A 20,783-nucleotide genomic window follows, 5' to 3' on the forward strand; every position below is an offset into this window, starting at 1 on the left:
GGCCCCCGTGCGGGCGGCCGGAGCGCCGTACACGTGATCTGATCGGTGATCAGCTAGCGTCCCCCGGTGATCACATCCGTTCGTACGATGATCGTGCTGACTGTTCTGGGTGGGGTGCTCGCCGGTTGCGGGCACCCCGAGACCCTCCGCACCGGAGCCGCCGCGGGTCCGGCGATCTCCGGGGAACCCTCGCCGGGGCCCGCGGCGCCTTCGCGGGCCCCGGCGAGCGGTCCGCCCGTGCTGGCCCCGGGCCCCGGCGGTCTCACCCCCGTCTTCGCAGGACGGGCCGAAAGCTCCGCCTCCCGGAAGGCGACGGGTGGGGACGCCAAGGTCGTCGCCCTCACCTTCGACGCCGACATGACGGCGGATCAGGGGCAGCGGGCCGCCGGGGGCGAGCACTTCGACAACCCCGGGCTGATCGCGTCGCTCCGCAGGCTGAAGGTCCCCTCGACGGTCTTCATGACGGGCAGGTGGGCACAGGAGTACCCGTCCCAGGCCCGCTCCATCGGCACGGACCCCCTGTTCGAGATCGCCAACCACTCCTTCAGCCACTACGCCTTCTCCTCCCCCTGCTACGGACTGCCGACCGTCGCCGAGGAGGACATGCGGGCCGACGTGGAGCGGGCCTTCACGGCGATCCGGGAGACGGGGGCGCGCCAGGTCGTGCCGTACTTCCGCTTCCCCGGCGGCTGCTACGACGACACCGCGCTGAAGGCCCTGGCCCCGACCGGGGTGACGGCGGTCCAGTGGGACGTGGTCAGCGGGGACGCCTTCGCCACGGACGCGGACGCGGTGGCCGAGCAGGTGCTGGAGGGGGTGAAGCCGGGGTCTCTGGTCGTCATGCACTGCACCCGCAGCGCGGCGCCCGTCACCGACGAGGCCCTGCGCCGGATCGTCCCGGAGCTGCGCGGGCGCGGCTACCGCTTCGTCAAGGTCTCCGAGCTGATGCGCGGCTGAACGGGTCCCCCGCGTCAGCCGGAACAGGCGGTGCGCCCCGCCTCCTGCCAGGCGCAGACCGGGCAGAGGGTGCTGCCCTTCGTCGACTCCGGGTACTCGGTCGGCTTCCGGCACAGCACGCACTCGGCGCACGGCGGACCCGCGTCCACGGGTGCGGGGGCCGGCGCGGGCGTCCCGCAGTACGCGTCGTCGTCCATGCGACGAGCGTACCCACCCGCACCGGGCGGCGGCCCTCCCCGGGTCCGCCCGCACGGCACCGGCCCCGGGACCGGAGGCCTTCCGCCGGCCCGCTCCCCGCGCGATCAGCCGGCCGACTGCTTCTCCGGCTTGAGCTCGCTGGGGCGTACGATCACGAACCCCTCGCCCTGGAGCATCAGCTGGACCGCCTCGCCGGATCCGCCGCGCACCATCGAGCCGAAGCTCTGCGAGCGGTGCAGCGAGGTGGAGAGCTGGGCGCTCCAGCCGACGACCGCGTCCGTGTCGACGTACACCGGCTGCCGCGCGGTGACGGGGATCACTATGGGGTGGCCGTCGCAGATCAGGCCGAGCTTGCCGTATCCGCTGAAGACGCTGTTGAAGAGGCCTCCGCCGGTCATGCCCGCGCCCTTCACGGTCTTGATCTCGTAGGACAGGCTCGCGTCGAAGCAGAGGACGTTGCGGCCGTTGATGGTCAGGACGTCGCCCTGCTCCATCTCCACGATGAAGCAGTTGGCCGCCTCGTGCGCGAACCACGCCTCGCCCTGTCCCGTGACCGCCATCAGGGCCAGTCCCTCGCCGGTCACCGCCCGCTTGAGCAGGCCGCCGATGCCCTGGCCCTTGCGTTCGAACCGGAGGTCGCCGCGGAAGGCGATCATCGACCCCTGACGCGCGTGCATCTCGCCGTTGACGGCGTACTTGATGGATTTGGCGTTCTGGAGGGTCATGCCGGGGGCGGTGGCGGGCTGCGCCATGTGCTCACTGGAAAAGAGGTCGCTCTTCATGCCCCGCATCCTCGCCCGGAGCCCTTCGTTCCGCCAAGGAGTCGTCGTCGCGGCTGCCTGGCAGACTGGTGGCGTGAGCAGCGACAGCATTCCCGAGCCCCTTCCCGCCGGGTCCCCGGCCCCCTCCGACAGCCCGTTCCGCACGGAGCCGACGTCCCGTGACGAGGCTCCGCAGTTCGTTCTGCCGCTGGTGGTGCACATCGAGAAGGCGGATCCCCCGGCGCGCAACGACGCCCTGGTCACGGCCGCCCGCGCGGTGCTCACCCTCCTCTCCGACCCCCGTTCGCTCGGCGCGGACGAGATCGGGAGCGAGGGCGAGGGCGAGTGGGCGCGGGCCGTGCGCGACTGGCAGGACGCCCGGATCCGCAAGGTGGTGCGGCGGGCGCGCGGGGCGGAGTGGCGCAAGGCGTCCGCGCTGCCCGGGATCACGGTCACGGGCGTGCGCGCCGAGGTCAGGGTGTTCCCGCCGGTACCCCTGGACGGCTGGCCCAAGGAGCTGTCCAAGCTCCAGGTGTCGGGCACGGACCTGGACGACCCCGAGGCCCCGCCCGCACCCGGTCCCGCGGGCCCGGTGCTCTGGATGAACCCGGAGGTCGGCATGTCGGCGGGCAAGGCGATGGCCCAGGCCGGTCACGGTGCCCAGCTCGCCTGGTGGGAGCTGTCGGACACCGAGCGCAAGGCGTGGCGCGAGGCCGGGTTCCCGCTGTCCGTCGCCACCCCGGACCCCGCCCGCTGGCGCGCGCTCACCGCGGGCGGGCTGCCGGTGGTGCGGGACGCGGGATTCACCGAGATCGCGCCGGGGTCCTGCACGGTCGTCGCCGACCACCCGGCCCTGCGCCGCTGATCCGGGGGCCGGGTACGCCCGCGCTCCGGAACCGGCGGCCCGGCTCCGGAGCGCGCCGGACTCAGTCGCGGCGCCGCGCGTACAGGCGGTTGCCCTTCGGTCCGGTCCACTCCACCCGGACGACACCGGGTACGGCGGCGTCGGCGAGACGCGACGGGTTGGACCAGTAGCCGAAGTTCGGGTTGCGGAAGAAGGTCGCCCACAGGTCGCCGTCGGCGTCCTCGAAGAAGTTGTTGTGCCCAGCGCCGACACCGACGGTCCAGCGCTGCGAGTACGGGCCCTCGAAGCGGTCCGAGACGGCCGCGACCGCGTCGTACTGGTACTGCACGCGGCCGGTGCCGCCCACGTCGTAGGCGTGGCGCGGGGTGCCGTCGGCGTTGACCGAGGTCCGGTCCCAGGCGGCGTGCAGGAGGAAGTACTTCCCGCCGTGCTTGAACACGTACGCGCCTTCGAGGTACGGCTCGGGCGTGTACGGGGTCTGCTCGAAGGCGGGGAGGTTCGTCGTGGGGACGATGTCCTCCATGTCGCCGCGGAACTTCGCGTAGAGGTTGTTGTGCAGGACCAGCCACGCGTCGCGGCCCTCGGAGTAGAGGCTGCCGTCGATGTGGTGGTAGGCGCCGGGGGCGATGAAGCTCGGCCCGCCGATGAACGAGTCCCCGAAGGGCTTCTCCAGGTTGCCCTCGATCAGCCGGTACGGGCCCTCGACCCCGCCCTCGCTCACGAGCATGAAGGAGCCGACCTTCTTCGAGTGGTCGCCCATGCACGCGACCATGTACCACTTCCCCCGGAAGTGGTGCAGCTCGGGGGCCCACGCCTGGCCGCGCTTGCCGAACTGCTCGTCGTACCAGTACTCCTGCCACGGGGCGACGACCGTGCGCCCGGGCCGGTTCTCGCCGCTGAACTCGGGCGACCACACCTTGCCCTTCTCCGCGCCGGGCCGGATCCGCGTCGTGTCGGCCAGCTTCCACGGGCCCTTGAGCGAACGGGCGGTCCAGACGAAGATGCCGTCGTTCCAGGGGCCGGCCGCTTCGAGCCCGGGCACCCGGGTGGTGCCCGTGGCGACGTAGAGCGGACGGCCGTCGACGACGAAGCAGTTGACGTAGGTGTCCCGCATCCAGACCACCCCGCGCTCCTTGTCACGGGGGCGCAGCTCCAGCGGGAGGACGAAGGAGTTGTCGTCGCGGGGCCACAGGTCCGGCCGGGTGTCCGCGAGGCCGTAGGTCTCGGGGTCGGGCCAGTTCGCCGGGTACCGCCGTTTCGCCGGGGCCGGGGTGTGCGCGGCCGGGGCGGGAGCGGCCGAGGCCTGCGCGGCGGGTACGGCGGCGACGGGCAGGGCCGCCGCCGCGCCCACACCGGCGGCACGGGTCAGCAGGGAACGGCGTCCCAGGTGCGGCCGGTTCTCGGTACTGGTCATCGGTCACGTTCTCCTTCGTTCGTCCGGGGTACCGGGGCTCCGGCGGCCCTCCGGAGGGACCGTGGGCGGGCATGCCGGATCACCGGGCCCGGGTGCGGGCCGGTTCCGGTCGGACCGGCTCGGGTCGTTCGGGGCGGGGCCGCTCTCCCCGCCGGACGCCCGCGTGTGCCGGGCGGGCTACGGGGTCCGCGGGGCCGTGCCCGTGCGCGGTGGCCCCGGACAGCCCGTGGGGGCCGCCGGTCCCGCTCCGGGCGGACACGGCACCGCCGCCCGGCCGTCGCGGGCCGCGCGCGTCACGCCCCGCCACGAGCGAGCCGCGGGGCCGTCCTTGGATGGCATGTCGATCAGCATGCGAACGGCTGTTGATCTACGTCAACAGACTGTGGAATTAATCCGGACCGTCCGGCTCGTCGGCACATCCGCGCGGCTCCGCGTCTGCGCAGGTGGGCGGGGTTCCGGACACCCCTCCGGAAGCATCACGATCGGATAACGGAACATTCCGGCCCTGGCCGGGAACCTCAAATTCACCTCTGAACGTCCCCCCTTGCGGGTTCGCCGGCGGCCGGCGGGGCCATGACCCCTGCACGGGGACGGGGAGGGGACATCATGAGGCTGGGGACAGGTATCGGCTGGCGGCCCGAGATCGCGGACGCCGTCGAAGGACTTCCGGGGATCGACTGGGTCGAGGCGGTCGCGGAGAACCTCTGCGCGGACCACCTCCCCGACTCCCTCGTACGGCTCAGGGAGCGCGGCGTGACGGTCGTCCCGCACGGCGTCTCGCTGGGCCTGGGCGGGGCCGGCCGCCCCGACCCCGGCCGTCTCGCCGGCCTGGCGGCGCGCGCCACCCTGCTGGGCGCGCCGCTGGTCACCGAGCACATCGCGTTCGTACGCGCCGGAGGTCCGCGGACGGCGTCCCCGGACCTGGAGGCGGGCCATCTGCTGCCGGTGGCCCGGACCTGGGACGCGCTGGACGTGCTCTGCGAGAACGTGCGGATCGCCCAGGACTCGCTGCCCGTACCGCTGGCCCTGGAGAACATCGCCGCGCTCATCTCCTGGCCGGACGAGGAGCTGACCGAGGGCCAGTTCCTCGCGGAGCTGGTCGAGCGCACCGGCGTGGGGCTGCTGATCGACGTCGCCAACCTGCACACCAACCACGTCAACCGCGGCGAGGACCCGGCGGCGGCCCTCGACGAACTGCCGGTGGAGGCCATCGCGTACGTCCATGTGGCGGGCGGCGTCGAGAAGGACGGGGTCTGGCACGACACGCACGCCCACCCTGTGACGCGCCCCGTCCTGGACGTGCTGGCCGAACTCCGCTCCCGGGTCGACCCGCCGGGGGTCCTGCTGGAGCGCGACGACGACTTCCCCCCGGCCGGGGAGCTGGCGCGCGAACTGGACGCGATCCGCTCCACGCCGGCCGCGGCGGGCGCGGTGCCCCTGACCGGGCGGGCCCGTCCCGCCCGGGTGCCGGAGCCGTCGTCCCGTCCGGACGGGGCGCGTGGCCGGACCGCCGTGGCGCAGACCGCGCTGCTCTCGCACCTGGTGGCGGGCACCCCCGCACCGGACGGCTTCGACCCCGGGCGCCTGCGGGTGCAGAGCCGGGCGCTGGCCGCGAAGCGGGCCGGTGTCGTCGCCAAGGTCGCCCCGGAGCTGCCCGAGATCCTCGGCGACGGTTACCGCAAGGAGTTCCTGGCGTACGCCAGGAACAGGCCGATGTCCGCCGGTTACCGCCGTGACGCGCTCGGCTTCGCCGAGCACCTGCTCGTCACGGACAGGCCGGCCGACGCCGCCGCCCGCCGACGGCTGACCCGCTGGTGGCAGGAGCGTGCCGCCCCCCGTCCGCCGCGCCGTGGGACCCGCCTGGTCCGCGCCGCCCGTACCGCACTCCTCGGAAGGTGACCGCGATGAACACCCTCGCTCTGCTGGTGACGCTCGCCGTGGCCGTCTCCTCGGTACTCCTGGTCGTCTCCACGCGCCGCTCGGGCCCGTGGGACGGCGGCGCCACGCCACAGGTGCACGACCTCCACGAGGCGGCGTTCCTCCACGGCGGTCCGGCCAGGGTGGTGGACACCGCCCTCACCCGCATGCACGCGGACGGGCGGCTGGCCGTCGGCGGCCCCGGCATCGTCACGGTGCGGCGGAGCGAGGCCCGTGACCCCGTGGAGCGCGCCGTGCTCCAGGAGCTGGCGGCGGCCCCGAGCGGCGCCCTGCACACCCTGCGGGAGGCCGTGATGCGGCATCCGGCGGTGCAGGAGATCGGGGACGGTCTGGCCGCCAGGGGGCTGCTGGTCACGCCCGGGTCGCGGCGGGCGCACCGCGCCTGGGCGCTCGTCCAGGGCATCGCCTGCGTCGTGGGGTTCCCGGCCGCCATCGCCCTGACGGTCGCGCAGTACGCGCTTCAGGAGGGGTACGAGGACATTCCGTTCCCCTTCTTCCTGAAGGTGCTGCCCGCACTCCTGGTGGGGGCCGTCCTCGGCCTGGCCACCGCGGGTGCGGTCAAGGCACGGCTCACCAAGCCGGGGCGCAGGGCCGCCGAGGCCTACCGGGCGGCCCACGCGCACACGGACGATCCGGCCCATGACGTGGCCACCCGGGGGCTGCGCTCGCTGCGCGACCCCGAGCTCCGGGCGCAGCTGGTGGCCGCCGCCGCGCAGGGGCGCGGCGGACGTTCCCCGTCGTTCTCCAGGCCCTCGGCCGCCGCTGCTTCCTCGGCCGCCGCCGTGACGCTCGTGCCGGTGGTGTGGTGCGCGGGGGTGGGCCCGGACGGCGGGGGCTGCGGCGGTTCCAGCGGCGGGGGCGGCGACTCGGGGACGGGTTCCACGTGCGGCTCGGGGTCGAGCTGCGGGAGCAGCGGGTCCGGTTGCGGGAGCAGCGGGTCGAGCTGTGGGGGCGGCTCCAGCTGCGGGGGCGGTTCGAGCTGCGGCGGGGGGTCCAGTTGCGGAGGCGGTACCTGAGCGGGGGCCTGACGCGCGAACGGTTTCGGCCACCTGCGACCTTCCGTGCGTGGAATGTGTCCATATCGTGAACAGGCCATGGCGTCCCCCCACGGATCTCGCATAGAAATCCGCCATGCTCTGGGTCCTGCTTCTTCTGGTCGCGTGGGGCGCGGCCGCCGTCTCCTGCATCCGGCTGTGTCTCGTCACCGCGGGTGCCGTGCGGCGGGACCCCGGTCCCGCGCGTGCGCCCGTCACCCCCGAACTCACCCTCTACGAGACGGCGTTCCTGGCCGGCGGCCCCCAGCGGGTGGCCGATCTCGCCCTGGTCTCCATGCATCTGCGCCACCGGCTGCTGCTGGCCCGCACGGGCTGGGCGACGGTCGTCGACCCGGAGGGGCGTGACGAGGTCGAGCGCACGGTGATCCGGGTGATCGGCCCGGAGGGTCAGTCCCGGATAGCCCCGACCCGGGCCGCCGCGGCGGCGGCCGAGGCCGTACGCTCCCTCGCCGACCGCCTCGTCGCGGCGGGGCTCGCCGTACCGCAGGGGACCCGCACGAGCCTGGAGTCGGCGGTGCGGGCCGTGCGGGGCACGGCGGTGCTGGTGGTGGTCCTGGCCGCCGCCTCCGCGCTGATGCCCGGTCAGGAGACGGGGTACGCGGGCCCGGTGGCGGCCTGGTTCGGGCTCCCGCTGGTCCTGACGCTGGGCTGCCTGGCCATAGCGCGGGTGGAGAACCATCCGTCCAGCCCGTGGGCCTCCCCGTCCGGGCAGCGCTGGCTGGACTCGCTGCCGGCCCCGGTGTGTCATGCGGAGTCGTGCGGCCCGGGACACATCGGCCGGACCCGGCGAGGTGCGGCGGTCCGCGGGGAGGAATGGCTGACTCCCCCGCGGGCCACGACGGTTCGCCGGCCGTCGGCCGATGTGTACCCGGTACCGGACCCGGTGTCGCTGGAACGACGGGCGGCGTCACACGCGCCGTTGCCCGCCAACTGATCTTCCGGGTCGGGATGACCGGAAACGCTGGCTATGCGAGTCCGGCCACCAAGTCTGCGACGGACTTCCTGCGTCCCGTGTAGAACGGGACCTCCTCACGGACGTGCAGCCGTGCCTCGGAAGCCCGCAGGTGACGCATGAGGTCGACGATGCGGTACAGCTCGTCGGCCTCGAAGGCGAGGACCCACTCGTAGTCGCCCAGCGAGAAGGAGGCGACGGTGTTGGCGCGCACGTCGGGGTAGCCACGGGCCATCTTGCCGTGGTCCGCGAGCATGCGGCGGCGGTCCTCGTCGGGCAGCAGGTACCAGTCGTAGCTGCGCACGAAGGGGTACACGCTGATGTAGTCGCGCGGGGTCTCGTCCGCCAGGAAGGCCGGCACGTGCGACTTGTTGAACTCGGCGGGGCGGTGCAGCGCCATGTTCGACCAGACCGGGTCGAGCGCGCGGCCCAGCCGGGTGCGCCGGAAGAGGTTGTACGCCTCCTGGAGCTCGTCGGAGGTCTCCGCGTGCCACCAGATCATCAGATCGGCGTCGGCACGCAGACCGGACACGTCGTAGGTGCCCCGGACCGTGATGTCCTTGGCCGCGAGCTGGTCGAACAGCTCCTGGACCTCGTCGGCGTAACCGGCGCGGTCCAGCGGAAGGACGTCCTTCAGCTTGAAGACGGACCACAGGGTGTAGCGGATGACCTCGTTGAGGTCCTTGGCCTTCTTGCCTGCGTTCGGAAGCTTTTCTGGCGCACTCATACGGCTATTGTCCCGCCTCGCTCCCGGCGCCCCGAACCCGGGTCGGCGTGTTGTCGATCTCCCCCGCGGCCGGTGCCCCGAGGTCCCGGAGGATCTCGTCCGCCGCCCGGTGCGCGCTCGCGACACAGCCCGGGATGCCGACGCCGTCGTAGACCGCTCCGCACACCCGCAGACCGGGCAGCTTGGCGACCTCGTCACGGATCCGCGCGACACGGGCGAGGTGGCCGACGGGGTACTGGGGCAGCCCGCCGATCCACCGGGTGACCTCGGTGTCCACGGGCCGGGCGGTGAGCCCGGCAGCGGCGGCGAGGTCGCCGAGGGAGGCGGCGACCAGCTCGGAGTCCTCGCGGTGCAGGTGCTCCTCCTCGCCGTAGCGGCCGACCGAGGTCCGCAGCACGAAGAGGCCGGGCGCGGCGTCGGCGACCCACCGCCACTTGTTGCTGGAGAAGGTGGCGGCCTTGATCGTGCGCCCGTCGACGGGCGGTACGAGGAAGCCCGAACGGCCCTGGAGCGCCTCGGTGCCCTCGATGTCGGAGCGCCGGAAGGCCATGGTGACCAGGGCCATCGAGGCGTACTCGACGGCGGCCAGCTCCACGGAGGCGGCCGGGCACTCGGCGGCGAGCAGGGTGGAGGCGGACCAGGCCGGGGTGGCCATGACGACGGCGTCGGCGGCGATCACCCGGGTGTCGGTGCGCACGTCCCAGCCCTGGCCGGTCCGGGTCAGACCCAGCACCGGGGTCTCCGTGAGGATCTCGCCGCCCCCGGCCCGCACGGTGTCCGCCACGGCGCCCGGCAGGGTGCCGATGCCCCCTTCGATGCCCTGGAAGACCGGTCCGCCCGGCTGCCGGGCGGCGGCCCTCTCCTGGATGCGGAGTACGCCGTCGAGGAGCGGGCCGCCCTCCTTCACGGCCTCGAAGAGCTGGGGCACGGCCGCGCGCATCGAGATCCGGTAGGCATCCCCCGCGTACACCCCGCCGAGCAGCGGCTCCACGAGCCGGTCGACGACCTCGCGGCCGAGCCGGTCGGCGACGTACGAGCCGACGGACACGTCCTCGCCGACGGCGGTCGGGGTCAGGTCGCGCTCCTGGGCGATCCGGGCCAGTCCCTCGGGCGAGAGCACCCCGCCGAGCACCGCCGGGTCGCCCGGCACACCCATCACATGGCCCTTGGGCATGGGGCGCAGGGCGTCGCGGGTCCAGACCGAGGCGGTGGCCGTGGCGGGCGGCCGGAGCCGGTCCCCGAGCCCCGCCGCGGTGGCCAGCCCGACCCCTTCCGGCCGGCGCGCGAGCATGGACTCGGCGCCGAGGTCGACCTGGGTGCCCGCGATCTCGCCGGTCATCAGCTTGCCGCCGAGCCGCGCGGTCGCCTCCAGGACGGTGACCCGGAGGCCCGAGGCCAACAGCCGGTGGGCGGCGGCGAGTCCGGCGATGCCACCGCCGATGACGACGGCATGGGCGGTGCGTGTGGTGTCGCGCTGAGGAGGACGCTGCATGGGTCCACTCTCTCAAACCCGTCCCGCGTCATGAACGTGACCACTTCGAAACCGCCGGGCGGCAACCCCCGCACGGGGCACGTACGTCCAACCCGCGCCACAGACACCTGTCCTGGGGGGACTCGCATGCCATACGCACGACACACCGACGGTCATCCGCCGGTCCGTACCGGCCGCCGCCGCACCCGCGCGCTGGCCGCCGCCGGGCTGCTCGCGGTCCTGCTGGCCACCGCCGCCTGCGCCTCCGGCGGCCAGGGGCTGAACTCGGCGTCCGACGAGAAGGCGGCGCCCGGCGCGGCCGGGGCGGGGGCGGCGGCGCCCGACGGGGCGGAGACCGCCGACGGCGCCGCGAAGACGCGGGAGCCCGGCTCCGCGGTGGCCGTCCACGTGATCCGGACGGCCACGCTCTCCATCGAGGTGAAGAGCGTGCCCAGGGCGGTCTCCGCGGCCCGCGGCGTCGCGGAGGGCGCGGGCGGGCTCGTCGCCGAGGAGAACACGGAACGGGTCGACGACACCCATGACATGTCCCATCTCGTCCTGCGGGTGCCGCAGGCCCGCTACGAGGAGGTGATGCGCACCCTGGCCGGTACCGGCAAGCTGCTGTCCCGCACGTCGAACGCCAAGGACGTCACCGGACAGGTCGTGGACGTCGAGAGCCGGATCGCCACCCAGCGGGCGAGCGTGGCACGGGTCCGCGACCTCATGGACCAGGCCGTGAAGCTCACCGACGTGGTGACGCTGGAGGGCGAACTGAGCAGCAGGCAGGCGGCCCTGGAGTCGCTCCTCGCCCAGCAGGCGTCGCTGAAGGACCGCACCACGCTCGCGACGATCACGCTCGAACTCGGCGAACGGGAGGAGAACACCGGGGACCCCGGGGAGGAGAGGACGGGCTTCCTGGACGCGCTGGGCGGCGGCTGGGACGCGTTCGTGACGATGCTGCGGTGGATCATGGTGGCGATCGGCGCCACCGCCCCGTTCCTGGCCGCGGCGGCCGTCCTGGCGCTCCTGTGGCGCCTGCTGCGCGGCCGCCTGCGCGGCCGCCTGCCCGGCCGCCGCACCGGGACGTCGCGGCAGGCCGCGGAGGGCTCCGGAACCACACCGGCCTCCTAGGCGCCGTAGCGTGGGCCCCGACCTGCACACGGCGGCGAAGGGACCCGGCATGGCGGCGGAGCGACTGGTGGTCGTCGGAGGCGACGCGGCGGGCATGTCCGCCGCGTCGCAGGCCCGCAGGCTCAGGCGGCCGGAGGAGATGAGCATCGTCGCCTTCGAACGCGGCGGTTTCACGTCGTACTCGGCGTGCGGCATCCCGTACTGGGTGAGCGGCGACGTCGAGGGGCCCGACGACCTCATCGCCCGTACGCCGGAGGAGCACCGGGCGCGTTCCATCGATCTGCGCACCCGGACGGAGGTGACCGCGATCGACGTCGCCGGGCACCGGGTACGGGCGCTGGACCGTGCGAGCGGCGAGACCCGCTGGACGGACTACGACAAGCTGGTGATCGCCACCGGCGCCCGGCCGGTGCGCCCGGACCTGCCCGGGATCGACGCCCGGGGCGTCCACGGCGTGCAGACCCTGGGCGACGGCCAGGCGCTCCTGGAGTCGCTGGACCGGGCTCCGGGGCGCCGGGCGGTCGTCGTCGGCGCGGGCTACATCGGCGTCGAGATGGCCGAGGCGATGCTCAAGCGCGGCTTCGAGGTGACGGTGCTCAACCGTGGCGCGCAGCCGATGGCGACGCTCGATCCGGACATGGGCCGGCTGGTCCACGAGGCGATGGACGGGCTGGGCATCACCACGGTCAACGGCGCCGCCGTCACCGGGATCGACACCGACGGGGACGGCCGGGTCACCGCGGTCGTCACGGAGGAGGACCGCTACCCGGCGGACGTCGTGGTGCTGGGCATCGGCGTAGAGCCGGAGACCACCCTGGCCCGCGAGGCCGGTCTGCCGCTCGGCCCGCACGGCGGCCTGCTGACGGACCTCTCGATGCGCGTCGTGGGACAGGAGGACATCTGGGCGGGCGGGGACTGCGTCGAGGTCCTCGACCTCGTCGCCGGGCGTACGCGGCACATCCCGCTCGGCACCCACGCCAACAAGCACGGCCAGATCATCGGGGCCAACGTGGGGGGCGGCTACGGCACCTTCCCCGGCGTGGTCGGTACGGCGGTGAGCAAGGTCTGCGACCTGGAGATCGCCAGGACCGGGCTGCGGGAGAAGGACGCACGTGCGGTCGGTCTGCGCTACGTCACGGCGACGATCGAGTCGACGGGCCGCGCCGGCTACTACCCGGGGGCGAAGCCGATGACGGTGAAGATGCTCGCGGAGTACCGCACCGGCCGTCTCCTGGGGGTGCAGATCGTCGGCCGCGAGGGGGCGGCGAAGCGCGTGGACGTCGCGGCGGTGGCCCTCACCGCCGGGATGACGGTCGAGGCGATGACGGCCCTCGACCTGGGCTACGCCCCGCCGTTCTCCCCGGTCTGGGACCCGGTGCTGGTGGCCGCCCGCAAGGCCGTGTCGGCGGTGCGGGCGGCCCTGCGGGAGGAGGGCTGAGGAAGGCGCCTCAGCGGGCCGTGCGCTCGTGGACGTACTCCACGAGCCGGGTGAGCGCGTCCGGGTCGGTGGACGGCATGACACCATGCCCGAGGTTGAAGATGTGGCCCTCGAGCCCGGCGGCGGCGGCGAGCACCTCGCGGGTCTTCTCCCGCACCGCCTCGGTCGGCGCGAACAGCACCGCGGGGTCGAGGTTGCCCTGGAGCGCCTTGCCGGGACCGACCCGGCGGGCGCCCTCGTCCATCGGGACGCGCCAGTCCACGCCGACGACGTCCGCGCCCGCCTCGCCCATCAGGCCCAGCAGCTCGCCGGTGCCTACGCCGAAGTGGATGCGCGGGACGCCGTACGACGCGACGGCGTCGAAGACCTTCGCGGAGGCGGGCATCACGGAGCGGCGGTAGTCCGCCGGGGCCAGGGCGCCGACCCAGGAGTCGAAGAGCTGGACCGCGGAGGCGCCGGCCTCGATCTGGACCTTCAGGAACGCGCCGGTGATCTCCGCGAGCCGGTCGAGCAGGTCGGCCCAGAGCTCCGGGTCGCCGTACATCATGGCCTTGGTGCGCTCGTGGTTGCGGGACGGGCCGCCCTCCACGAGGTAGCTCGCCAGCGTGAACGGGGCGCCGGCGAAGCCGATCAGCGGTGTGGCGCCGAGCTCGGCGGTGAGCATCCCGATGGCCGCGGTGACGTACGGGACGTCCTCGGGCGTGAGGTCGCGCAGCCGGGCCAGATCGGCGCGGGTGCGGATCGGCTCGGCGATGACCGGCCCGATGCCGGGCTTGATGTCCAGGTCGATGCCGATGGCCTTGAGGGGGACGACGATGTCGCTGAAGTAGATCGCGGCGTCGACCTTGTGACGGCGTACGGGCTGGAGCGTGATCTCGGTGACCAGCTCCGGCATCATGCAGGAGTCGAGCATCGCGATGCCCTCGCGGACCTTCAGGTACTCGGGCAGCGAGCGTCCCGCCTGACGCATGAACCAGACCGGCGTGTGCGGCACCGGCTCACGGCGGCAGGCCTTGAGGAAGGCCGATTCGTGGGTGGCGGGGATGGTCCGCAGGCCCGAGGACGGGCCCTCCCCTGATCGGACGGAGCTGAGCTCTTGGGGAAGGTCGTTGGCACTCACGCACAGAATCTTCGCACGGAGCGGCAACGAGCCGGACGCCGCATGGGTGTCTCTCCCTGCACGGCGCCCCCGTTCCGCCTACTCTTCCCCGCATGGCTCCGCCCCAGGGACAATTTTCCGATCATTCCAACGGCACCGGCAGCGAGGGGGACGCGGACGGTGACACCGCCCCGCCCGCGTTCCGGTCGGCGGTCGACGCGCTGCGTTCCGCCCGGCTGCGCCCCGAGCTGGAGGTCGAGCCCACACGGCCGCCGCAGCGGCTGGCGCCGCACGCGTACGCGGTCGAGGCCGCCGTCGTGGAGGGCGAGGACGACCTCGCCGACGGCCGCCTGGTCCTCCTGCACGACCCGTCGGGACACGATGCCTGGAAGGGAACGTTCCGCCTGGTGACGCTCGTGCGGGCGGAGCTGGAACCGGAGATGGCGGCCGACCCGCTGCTGCCCGAGGTGTGCTGGTCCTGGCTCACGGGGGCGCTCGACGCCCGGGGACTCTCCTACGGGGAGGCCGGCGGGACGGTGACGCGGGCCGGCTCGCACTACTTCGGGGCGCTGTCCGCGCGCCGGCCCGCGACACAGATCGAGATCCGGGCCTCGTGGACGCCGCGCGAGGGGCGCGGCGGGGTGCCGGACATGGCGGCGCACCTGGTCGCCTGGGGCGATCTGCTGTGCCAGCTGGCCGGGCTGCCGCCGTCGGGCACGGTGGACGCGGCGGTGGTGACCCTGCCCCAGCGGCGCGGACCCCAGGTCTCCTGACGCTGCGTGACCATCGGGGAGAGTCGGTCGCACAGCGACCGGCTCTCTTTTCGTACAATCGATCGCCCGTCCGATTTGCCCGAATTGTTACTCACTAAATCGTGATCTTCCCCTAAAGGAGGACGCACCTGCTGCCGAAGAGGTCAATGACCCTTCAAGCATGGTTCGCCCCGGCTTCACCCCCGAGCCGGCCCGTCCCGCCACTCCCCAGGAGGCCTGGTGTCCGTTCTCCTCGAGCAGCCCGCAAGCCTGGTCGCCTACCGCCCGAACAAGCCGACGGCCATGGTCGTCGTGGCCGACCCGCGCGTCCGTTCCACCGTCACCCGCCATCTGTGGGCCCTCGGAGTTCGTGACGTCATCGAGGCGTCGTCCATCGCGGAGGCCCGCCCCCGCGTCGGCAACCCGCGCGACATCTGCGTTGCCGACGTCCACCTGCCCGACGGTTCCGGGCTGACCCTGTTGTCCGAGACCCGAGCCGCCGGCTGGCCGAACGGCCTCGCCCTCTCCGCTGCCGACGACATCGGCGCGGTGCGCAACGCCCTCGCGGGCGGAGTGAAGGGCTACGTCGTCACCGGCACCCGCACCAACATCGGCCACCCCACCCGTCCCGGCGTCGCCCCGATCGGGGCCAACGCCGCCCGTATGCACCGCAGGCCTCCCGGCTCCCCGAGCCACCCGGGCGGCTACCGCGAACTGTCCGGCCGCGAGGTGGAGGTGCTCCGCCTGGTCGCCGAAGGCCAGTCCAACAAGGCCATCGGCGTCTCGATGGGCCTCTCCGCCCTCACGGTCAAGAGCCACCTCGCCCGCATCGCCCGCAAGCTCGGCACCGGAGACCGCGCCGGAATGGTCGCCGTCGCCCTGCGCACGGGCATCATCCACTGACCCGCAGGGGCCACGCCTCCGGATCACGCCGGGCCCACGGGCCCCGGTACCGGACCGCGGTCGCGGGCGGACCCGCCCGCGACGACAGGCCCTGGCCGCCGGTACCCGCGCGGATGCGGAACCGGCCGGTTTACGCGCATGGCCGCCCGTCGACGGAACCTTCCGTCGACGGGCGGCGCGCATACACAGATACCCTTGGCATGTGACCGACGCCCAAGAGACCGCAGCAGACACTTCACTGCGAAACACCGGGGGCGCTCCCCCGGACGACGTCGCCCCGGCGCCGATCCCCTTGCTCGAACCGCGCGAGGGCATCCCCCCGGTGGTGGCGACCGACGACGCGCTGGCCCGGGTGGTCGCCGACTTCGCGGCCGGCACCGGCCCCGTCGCCGTCGACGCCGAGCGTGCCTCCGGCTACCGCTACGGCCAGCGCGCCTACCTGGTGCAGCTGCGCCGCGAGGGCGCGGGGAGCGCGCTGATCGACCCGGTCGGCTGCCCCGACCTGTCCGCGCTCGGCGAGGCCCTCTCCGGCAGCGAGTGGATCCTGCACGCCGCGACCCAGGACCTGCCCTGCCTGCGCGACATAGGCATGACGCCGACCTCGCTCTTCGACACCGAGCTCGCCGGGCGCCTGGCGGGGTTCCCCCGCGTCGGCCTGGGCGCCATAGTCGAGAACGTCCTCGGCTACGCCCTGGAGAAGGGCCACTCGGCGGTCGACTGGTCGACCCGCCCGCTGCCCGACCCCTGGCTGCGCTACGCCGCGCTCGACGTCGAGCTGCTGGTGGACCTGCGCGACGCCCTGGAGGAGGAGCTGGACCGGCAGGGCAAGCTGGACTGGGCGCTGGAGGAGTTCGCCGCCATCGCCTCGGCGCCGCCCGCTCCCCCGCGCAAGGACCCCTGGCGCCGGACCTCCGGCATGCACAAGGTGCGCCGCCGCCGTCAGATCGCGGTCGTACGCGAGCTGTGGACCACCCGTGACCAGGTGGCGCAGCGACGTGACGTCTCCCCCGGCAAGGTGCTCGGCGACGCCGCGATCATCGAGGCGGCCCTGGCACTCCCGGTGAACGTGACCGCGCTGACCGCGCTGCCCGGCTTCGGGCACCGGATGGGGCGCCGTCAGCTGGAGCAGTGGCAGGCGGCCGTCGACCGGGCCAGGCAGCTGCCCGAGTCGGAGCTGCCGCAGCCCGGCCAGCAGCCGGCGGGCCCCCCGCCGCCCCGCTCGTGGGCCGACAAGGACCCGGCCGCGGCGGCCCGGCTGTCGGCGGCGCGCACCGCCGTGTCGGAGCTGGCCGAGCGGCTGCACATGCCGCAGGAGAACCTGATCACCCCGGACACCGTGCGCCGGGTCTGCTGGGAACCGCCCAGGACCCTGACGCCGGACGCGGTCGAGACCGCGCTGGCCGGGCACGGCGCGCGCCACTGGCAGATCGAGCAGGTCGGCCCCCTGCTGCTGCGGGCCCTGGACACCAGCGCCTGACATGACCCGACCCATGCGTACGCCCCCCTGCCGGATGCGGCAGGGGGGCGTACGCGTGTCGGGACCGCACCCCCGGCCACCTCGTCGAGGAGGATCGAATTCACGCCAGTTACCCGGTCTTCCCGGGCCACCGGCGGCGCCCCCGCGCGTGTGACGTACGCCGCTCCGGTGAGGGGGGCTGGGCAGTCTGGTTACCCGCAAGTAGCATGAGGGGCGTGGCGCACCGAAGGGCGCGCCCGCAGCAGTGCCACCCCGCACCCTGGAGGAGAGCCACCGTGCCTCGTACCATCCGGGACGTCGTCTTCGTCGACGGCGTCCGCACCCCGTTCGGCAAAGCGGGCCCGAAGGGCATCTACCACGAGACCCGCGCCGACGATCTCGTCGTGAAGGCCATCCGGGAGCTGCTGCGCCGCAACCCGGACCTGGACCCCGCGAAGATCGACGAGGTCGCCATCGCCGCGACCACCCAGATCGGCGACCAGGGCCTCACCCTCGGGCGTACCGCCGGAATCCTGGCCGGTCTGCCGCAGTCGGTCCCCGGTTACTCGATCGACCGCATGTGCGCGGGCGCCCTGACCGCCGTCACCTCGACGGCCGGCTCCATCGCCTTCGGCGCGTACGACGTCGTCATCGCGGGCGGTGTCGAGCACATGGGCCGCCACCCGATGGGCGAGGGCGTGGACCCCAACCCCCGCTTCGTGTCGGAGAAGCTGGTCGACGAGTCCGCCCTGTTCATGGGCATGACCGCGGAGAACCTGCACGACCGGTACCCCACGATCACCAAGCAGCGCGCCGACGAGTACGCGGTGCGTTCGCAGGAGAAGGCCGCCAAGGCGTACGCCAACGGCAAGATCCAGCAGGACCTGGTACCGGTCTCGGTGCGCCGCACCGACGCCGGGGCGGGCGAGACGGGCTGGGGCCTGGTCACCGCGGACGAGCCGATGCGCCCGGGCACCACGATGGAGTCGCTGGCCGGTCTGAAGACCCCCTTCCGCGCCCACGGCCGTGTGACGGCCGGCAACGCCGCCGGGCTCAACGACGGCGCCACCGCCTCGCTGCTCGCGTCCGAGGAGACCGCCCGCGAGCTGGGCCTCCCGGTCAGGATGCGCCTCGTGTCGTACGCCTTCGCGGGCGTCGAGCCGGAGGTCATGGGCTACGGCCCGATCCCGGCGACGGAGAAGGCGCTGGCCAAGGCCGGTCTCTCCATCGAGGACATCGGTCTCTTCGAGATCAACGAGGCCTTCGCCGTGCAGGTGCTGGCGTTCCTGGAGCACTACGGCATCGCCGACGACGACCAGCGGGTCAACCAGTACGGCGGCGCCATCGCCTACGGCCACCCGCTCGCCTCCTCCGGCGTCCGCCTGATGACCCAGCTGGCCCGCCAGTTCGAGGAGCAGCCGGAGGTCCGCTACGGCGTGACGACCATGTGCGTCGGCTTCGGCATGGGCGCGACGGTCGTCTGGGAGAACCCGCACTTCGACAAGGCCGACGGAGGCAACAAGTGAGCTCCACCACCGAGCTTCTGAAGGGCGCGGCCGAGCTGTTCCCCGGTGAGGTCGTCACGCAGGCCCACGTACGCCACCTGGACCTCCCCGGCGGGGCGGGCCGTTTCGCGCTCATCACGCTGGACAACGGCCTGGACCACACGAAGCCGACGACCATCGGCCCGCAGTCGCTGGCGAACCTGAACGCCGCCGTCGACCAGGTCGAGAAGGAGGCCGCCGAGGGCGCGATCACCGGGGTCGGCATCACCGGCAAGCCGTTCATCTTCGCGGTCGGCGCCGACCTCAAGGGCGTCGAACTGCTCAAGAACCACCAGGACGCGCTGGCCATCGGCAAGGGCGGCCACGACGTCTTCCGCCGTCTGTCCGGTCTCGCGGTCCCGACCTTCGCGTACTACAACGGCGCGGCCATGGGCGGTGGCGTCGAGATCGGGCTGCACTGCTCGTACCGCACCGTCTCCAGCGCGCTCCCGGCGTTCTCGCTGCCCGAGGTCTTCCTCGGCCTGGTGCCCGGCTGGGGCGGCTGCGCGCTGCTCCCCAACCTGATCGGTGCCGACCGCGCCGTCTCGGTGATCATCGAGAACTCGCTGAACCAGAACCGCCAGCTCAAGGGGAGGCAGGTCTTCGAGCTCGGGATCGCCGACGCGCTCTTCGAGGGCGCGGACTTCCTGGAGCAGTCGCTGGTCTGGACGGCCTCCGTCCTCAAGGGCGAACTCACGGTGGAGCGCCCCGAGGTGGACCGCGGTGACGCCTGGGACCAGGCCGTCGCACGCGGCAGGGCGATCGCCGACTCCAAGGTGCACGGCGCCGCCCCGGCCGCCTACCGCGCGCTGGAGATCATCGCCGCGGCCAAGGACGGCGACCTGGGCGCCGGTTTCGACGCCGAGGACCAGGCCCTCGCCGACCTGATCATGGGCGGCGAGCTGCGTTCGGGGATCTACTCCTTCAACCTGGTCCAGAAGCGCGCCAAGCGCCCGGCCGGTGCCCCGGACAAGGCCCTGGCCCGCCCGGTCACCAAGGTCGGCGTGGTGGGCGCGGGCCTGATGGCCAGCCAGCTCGCGCTGCTGTTCCTGCGCCGCCTGGAGGTCCCGGTCGTCCTCACGGACATCGACCAGGCGCGCGTCGACAAGGGCGTGGGCTACGTCCACGCCGAGATCGACAAGCTGCTCGGCAAGGGCCGCGTCAACCAGGACAGGGCGAACCGCCTCAAGGCCCTGGTCTCCGGTGTGCTGGACAAGGCGGAGGGCTTCTCCGACGCCGACTTCATCATCGAGGCCGTCTTCGAGGAGATCGGCGTCAAGCAGAAGGTGTTCGCGGAGGTCGAGGCGGTCGCCCCGGCGCACGCGGTCCTCGCCACGAACACCTCCTCCCTCTCGGTCACCGAGATGGCGTCGAAGCTGAAGAACCCCGAGCGGGTCGTCGGCTTCCACTTCTTCAACCCGGTCGCGGTCCTGCCGCTCCTGGAGATCGTCCGCGGCGAGCGGACCGACGACGCCTCGCTGGCCACGGCCTTCGGCGTCGCCCGCAAGCTGAAGAAGACGGCGGTCCTGGTGAAGGACGCCCCGGCGTTCGTCGTCAACCGCATCCTCACCCGCTTCATGGGCGAGATCCAGAACGTCATCGACGAGGGCACCCCGGTCGCGACGGCGGAGAAGGCCATCGAGCCCCTCGGCCTGCCGATGTCCCCGCTGGTGCTCCTGGAGCTGGTCGGCCCGGCGATCGGCCTGCACGTCTCCGAGACCCTGAACCGCGCCTTCCCGGACCGCTTCACGGTCTCCGCGAACCTCGCGGCCGTCGTCGCGGCGGGCAAGCGCGGCTTCTACGTCTACGACTCCGGCAAGCCGGAGCTGGACCCGGAGGTCGCCGCCCTCCTCCAGCAGGGCGACACCGTCCTGACCGAGGAGCAGGTCCGTGACCGCGTCCTGGACGCGGTGGCGCAGGAGATCGGTCTGATGCTGGACGAGGGCGTCGTAGCCGAGCCCCAGGACATCGACCTCTGCCTGATCACGGGCGCGGGCTGGCCCTTCCACCTGGGCGGCATCACGCCGTACCTGGACCGCGAGGGCGTCTCCGAGCGGGTCAACGGGAAGCCGTTCCTGGCCCAGGGCGTGGCGAGCGTCCCGGCCTGACGCCGGGCAGCACC

General features: G+C 73.3%; 18 protein-coding genes. 12 read left to right on the forward strand and 6 right to left on the reverse strand.

Features of this window, described 5'->3' with window-relative positions; translation table 11 throughout:
- The first annotated feature begins 87 nt into the window (after positions 1–87).
- A complete protein-coding gene (locus ACFVS9_RS24345; protein WP_389935440.1) occupies positions 88–957 on the forward strand; it encodes a polysaccharide deacetylase family protein in 870 nt (289 codons plus the stop codon).
- Between the two features lie 14 nt (positions 958–971).
- Here ACFVS9_RS24345 and ACFVS9_RS24350 read toward each other — a convergent pair whose 3' ends face one another.
- Both ACFVS9_RS24350 and ACFVS9_RS24355 read right to left on the reverse strand, forming a co-directional pair.
- On the reverse strand, positions 972–1,154 hold the full coding sequence (locus ACFVS9_RS24350; protein WP_389935383.1) for a hypothetical protein: 183 nt from the start codon (positions 1,152–1,154) through the stop codon (positions 972–974).
- 105 nt (positions 1,155–1,259) lie between these two features.
- Entirely contained in the window at positions 1,260–1,937 is a 678-nt protein-coding gene (locus tag ACFVS9_RS24355; protein ID WP_383113919.1) for an AIM24 family protein, read from the reverse strand.
- 73 nt (positions 1,938–2,010) lie between these two features.
- On the opposite strand from ACFVS9_RS24355, the gene ACFVS9_RS24360 reads away from it, so the two are divergent.
- Positions 2,011–2,781, forward strand: coding sequence for a peptidyl-tRNA hydrolase (locus ACFVS9_RS24360; RefSeq protein WP_383113918.1), 771 nt, complete (start codon positions 2,011–2,013; stop codon positions 2,779–2,781).
- A gap of 61 nt (positions 2,782–2,842) precedes the next feature.
- On the opposite strand, the gene ACFVS9_RS24365 is transcribed toward ACFVS9_RS24360, so the two are convergent.
- A complete protein-coding gene (locus tag ACFVS9_RS24365) occupies positions 2,843–4,195 on the reverse strand; it encodes a family 43 glycosylhydrolase (protein WP_383113917.1) in 1,353 nt (450 codons plus the stop codon).
- Between the two features lie 606 nt (positions 4,196–4,801).
- Between ACFVS9_RS24365 and ACFVS9_RS24370 the strand changes: the two genes are divergently transcribed.
- From ACFVS9_RS24370 to ACFVS9_RS24380, 3 genes are all read left to right on the forward strand, one after another.
- On the forward strand, positions 4,802–6,094 hold the full coding sequence (locus ACFVS9_RS24370) for a DUF692 domain-containing protein (protein WP_389935387.1): 1,293 nt from the start codon (positions 4,802–4,804) through the stop codon (positions 6,092–6,094).
- A 5-nt stretch (positions 6,095–6,099) separates the two neighbouring features.
- Positions 6,100–7,149: a TIGR04222 domain-containing membrane protein gene (locus ACFVS9_RS24375; RefSeq protein WP_383113915.1), complete on the forward strand. Its 1,050-nt coding sequence runs from the start codon at positions 6,100–6,102 to the stop codon at positions 7,147–7,149.
- A gap of 115 nt (positions 7,150–7,264) precedes the next feature.
- Positions 7,265–8,122 (forward strand): TIGR04222 domain-containing membrane protein, encoded by an 858-nt coding sequence (locus tag ACFVS9_RS24380; RefSeq protein WP_389935390.1) that lies wholly within the window; start codon positions 7,265–7,267, stop codon positions 8,120–8,122.
- Positions 8,123–8,153: 31 nt separating this feature from the next.
- On the opposite strand, the gene hemQ is transcribed toward ACFVS9_RS24380, so the two are convergent.
- Both hemQ and hemG read right to left on the reverse strand, forming a co-directional pair.
- A complete protein-coding gene (hemQ, locus tag ACFVS9_RS24385) occupies positions 8,154–8,867 on the reverse strand; it encodes a hydrogen peroxide-dependent heme synthase (protein WP_389935393.1) in 714 nt (237 codons plus the stop codon).
- A gap of 4 nt (positions 8,868–8,871) precedes the next feature.
- Positions 8,872–10,359 (reverse strand): protoporphyrinogen oxidase, encoded by a 1,488-nt coding sequence (gene hemG / locus ACFVS9_RS24390; RefSeq protein ID WP_383118835.1) that lies wholly within the window; start codon positions 10,357–10,359, stop codon positions 8,872–8,874.
- A 126-nt stretch (positions 10,360–10,485) separates the two neighbouring features.
- Here hemG and ACFVS9_RS24395 point away from each other — a divergent pair, with 126 nt between their 5' ends.
- Together ACFVS9_RS24395 and ACFVS9_RS24400 are read left to right on the forward strand one after the other, a co-directional pair.
- Positions 10,486–11,469, forward strand: a complete 984-nt coding sequence (locus ACFVS9_RS24395) for a DUF4349 domain-containing protein (RefSeq protein WP_389935397.1) — start codon at positions 10,486–10,488, stop codon at positions 11,467–11,469.
- 49 nt (positions 11,470–11,518) lie between these two features.
- On the forward strand, positions 11,519–12,907 hold the full coding sequence (locus tag ACFVS9_RS24400) for an FAD-dependent oxidoreductase (protein ID WP_389935400.1): 1,389 nt from the start codon (positions 11,519–11,521) through the stop codon (positions 12,905–12,907).
- A gap of 10 nt (positions 12,908–12,917) precedes the next feature.
- On the opposite strand, the gene hemE is transcribed toward ACFVS9_RS24400, so the two are convergent.
- A complete protein-coding gene (gene hemE / locus ACFVS9_RS24405; protein WP_383118832.1) occupies positions 12,918–14,027 on the reverse strand; it encodes a uroporphyrinogen decarboxylase in 1,110 nt (369 codons plus the stop codon).
- A gap of 92 nt (positions 14,028–14,119) precedes the next feature.
- Here hemE and ACFVS9_RS24410 point away from each other — a divergent pair, with 92 nt between their 5' ends.
- From ACFVS9_RS24410 to ACFVS9_RS24430, 5 genes are all read left to right on the forward strand, one after another.
- Positions 14,120–14,779: a DUF3000 domain-containing protein gene (locus tag ACFVS9_RS24410; protein WP_383118831.1), complete on the forward strand. Its 660-nt coding sequence runs from the start codon at positions 14,120–14,122 to the stop codon at positions 14,777–14,779.
- A 219-nt stretch (positions 14,780–14,998) separates the two neighbouring features.
- Positions 14,999–15,661, forward strand: coding sequence for a response regulator transcription factor (locus ACFVS9_RS24415; protein ID WP_033300087.1), 663 nt, complete (start codon positions 14,999–15,001; stop codon positions 15,659–15,661).
- 202 nt (positions 15,662–15,863) lie between these two features.
- Positions 15,864–17,138 carry an HRDC domain-containing protein gene (locus ACFVS9_RS24420; protein WP_383117886.1) on the forward strand — a complete coding sequence of 425 codons (1,275 nt, stop codon included), beginning with the start codon at positions 15,864–15,866 and terminating at the stop codon, positions 17,136–17,138.
- A 275-nt stretch (positions 17,139–17,413) separates the two neighbouring features.
- Positions 17,414–18,643 carry a thiolase family protein gene (locus ACFVS9_RS24425; RefSeq protein ID WP_383117885.1) on the forward strand — a complete coding sequence of 410 codons (1,230 nt, stop codon included), beginning with the start codon at positions 17,414–17,416 and terminating at the stop codon, positions 18,641–18,643.
- Entirely contained in the window at positions 18,640–20,769 is a 2,130-nt protein-coding gene (locus tag ACFVS9_RS24430) for a 3-hydroxyacyl-CoA dehydrogenase NAD-binding domain-containing protein (RefSeq protein ID WP_389935405.1), read from the forward strand. The genes ACFVS9_RS24425 and ACFVS9_RS24430 overlap by 4 nt, the downstream gene beginning before the upstream one ends.
- Positions 20,770–20,783 lie beyond the last annotated feature (14 nt).

Origin of the sequence: Streptomyces sp. NPDC058008 (assembly GCF_042886395.1) — a bacterium.
In the GTDB taxonomy this organism is placed as follows: Bacteria; Actinomycetota; Actinomycetes; order Streptomycetales; family Streptomycetaceae; genus Streptomyces.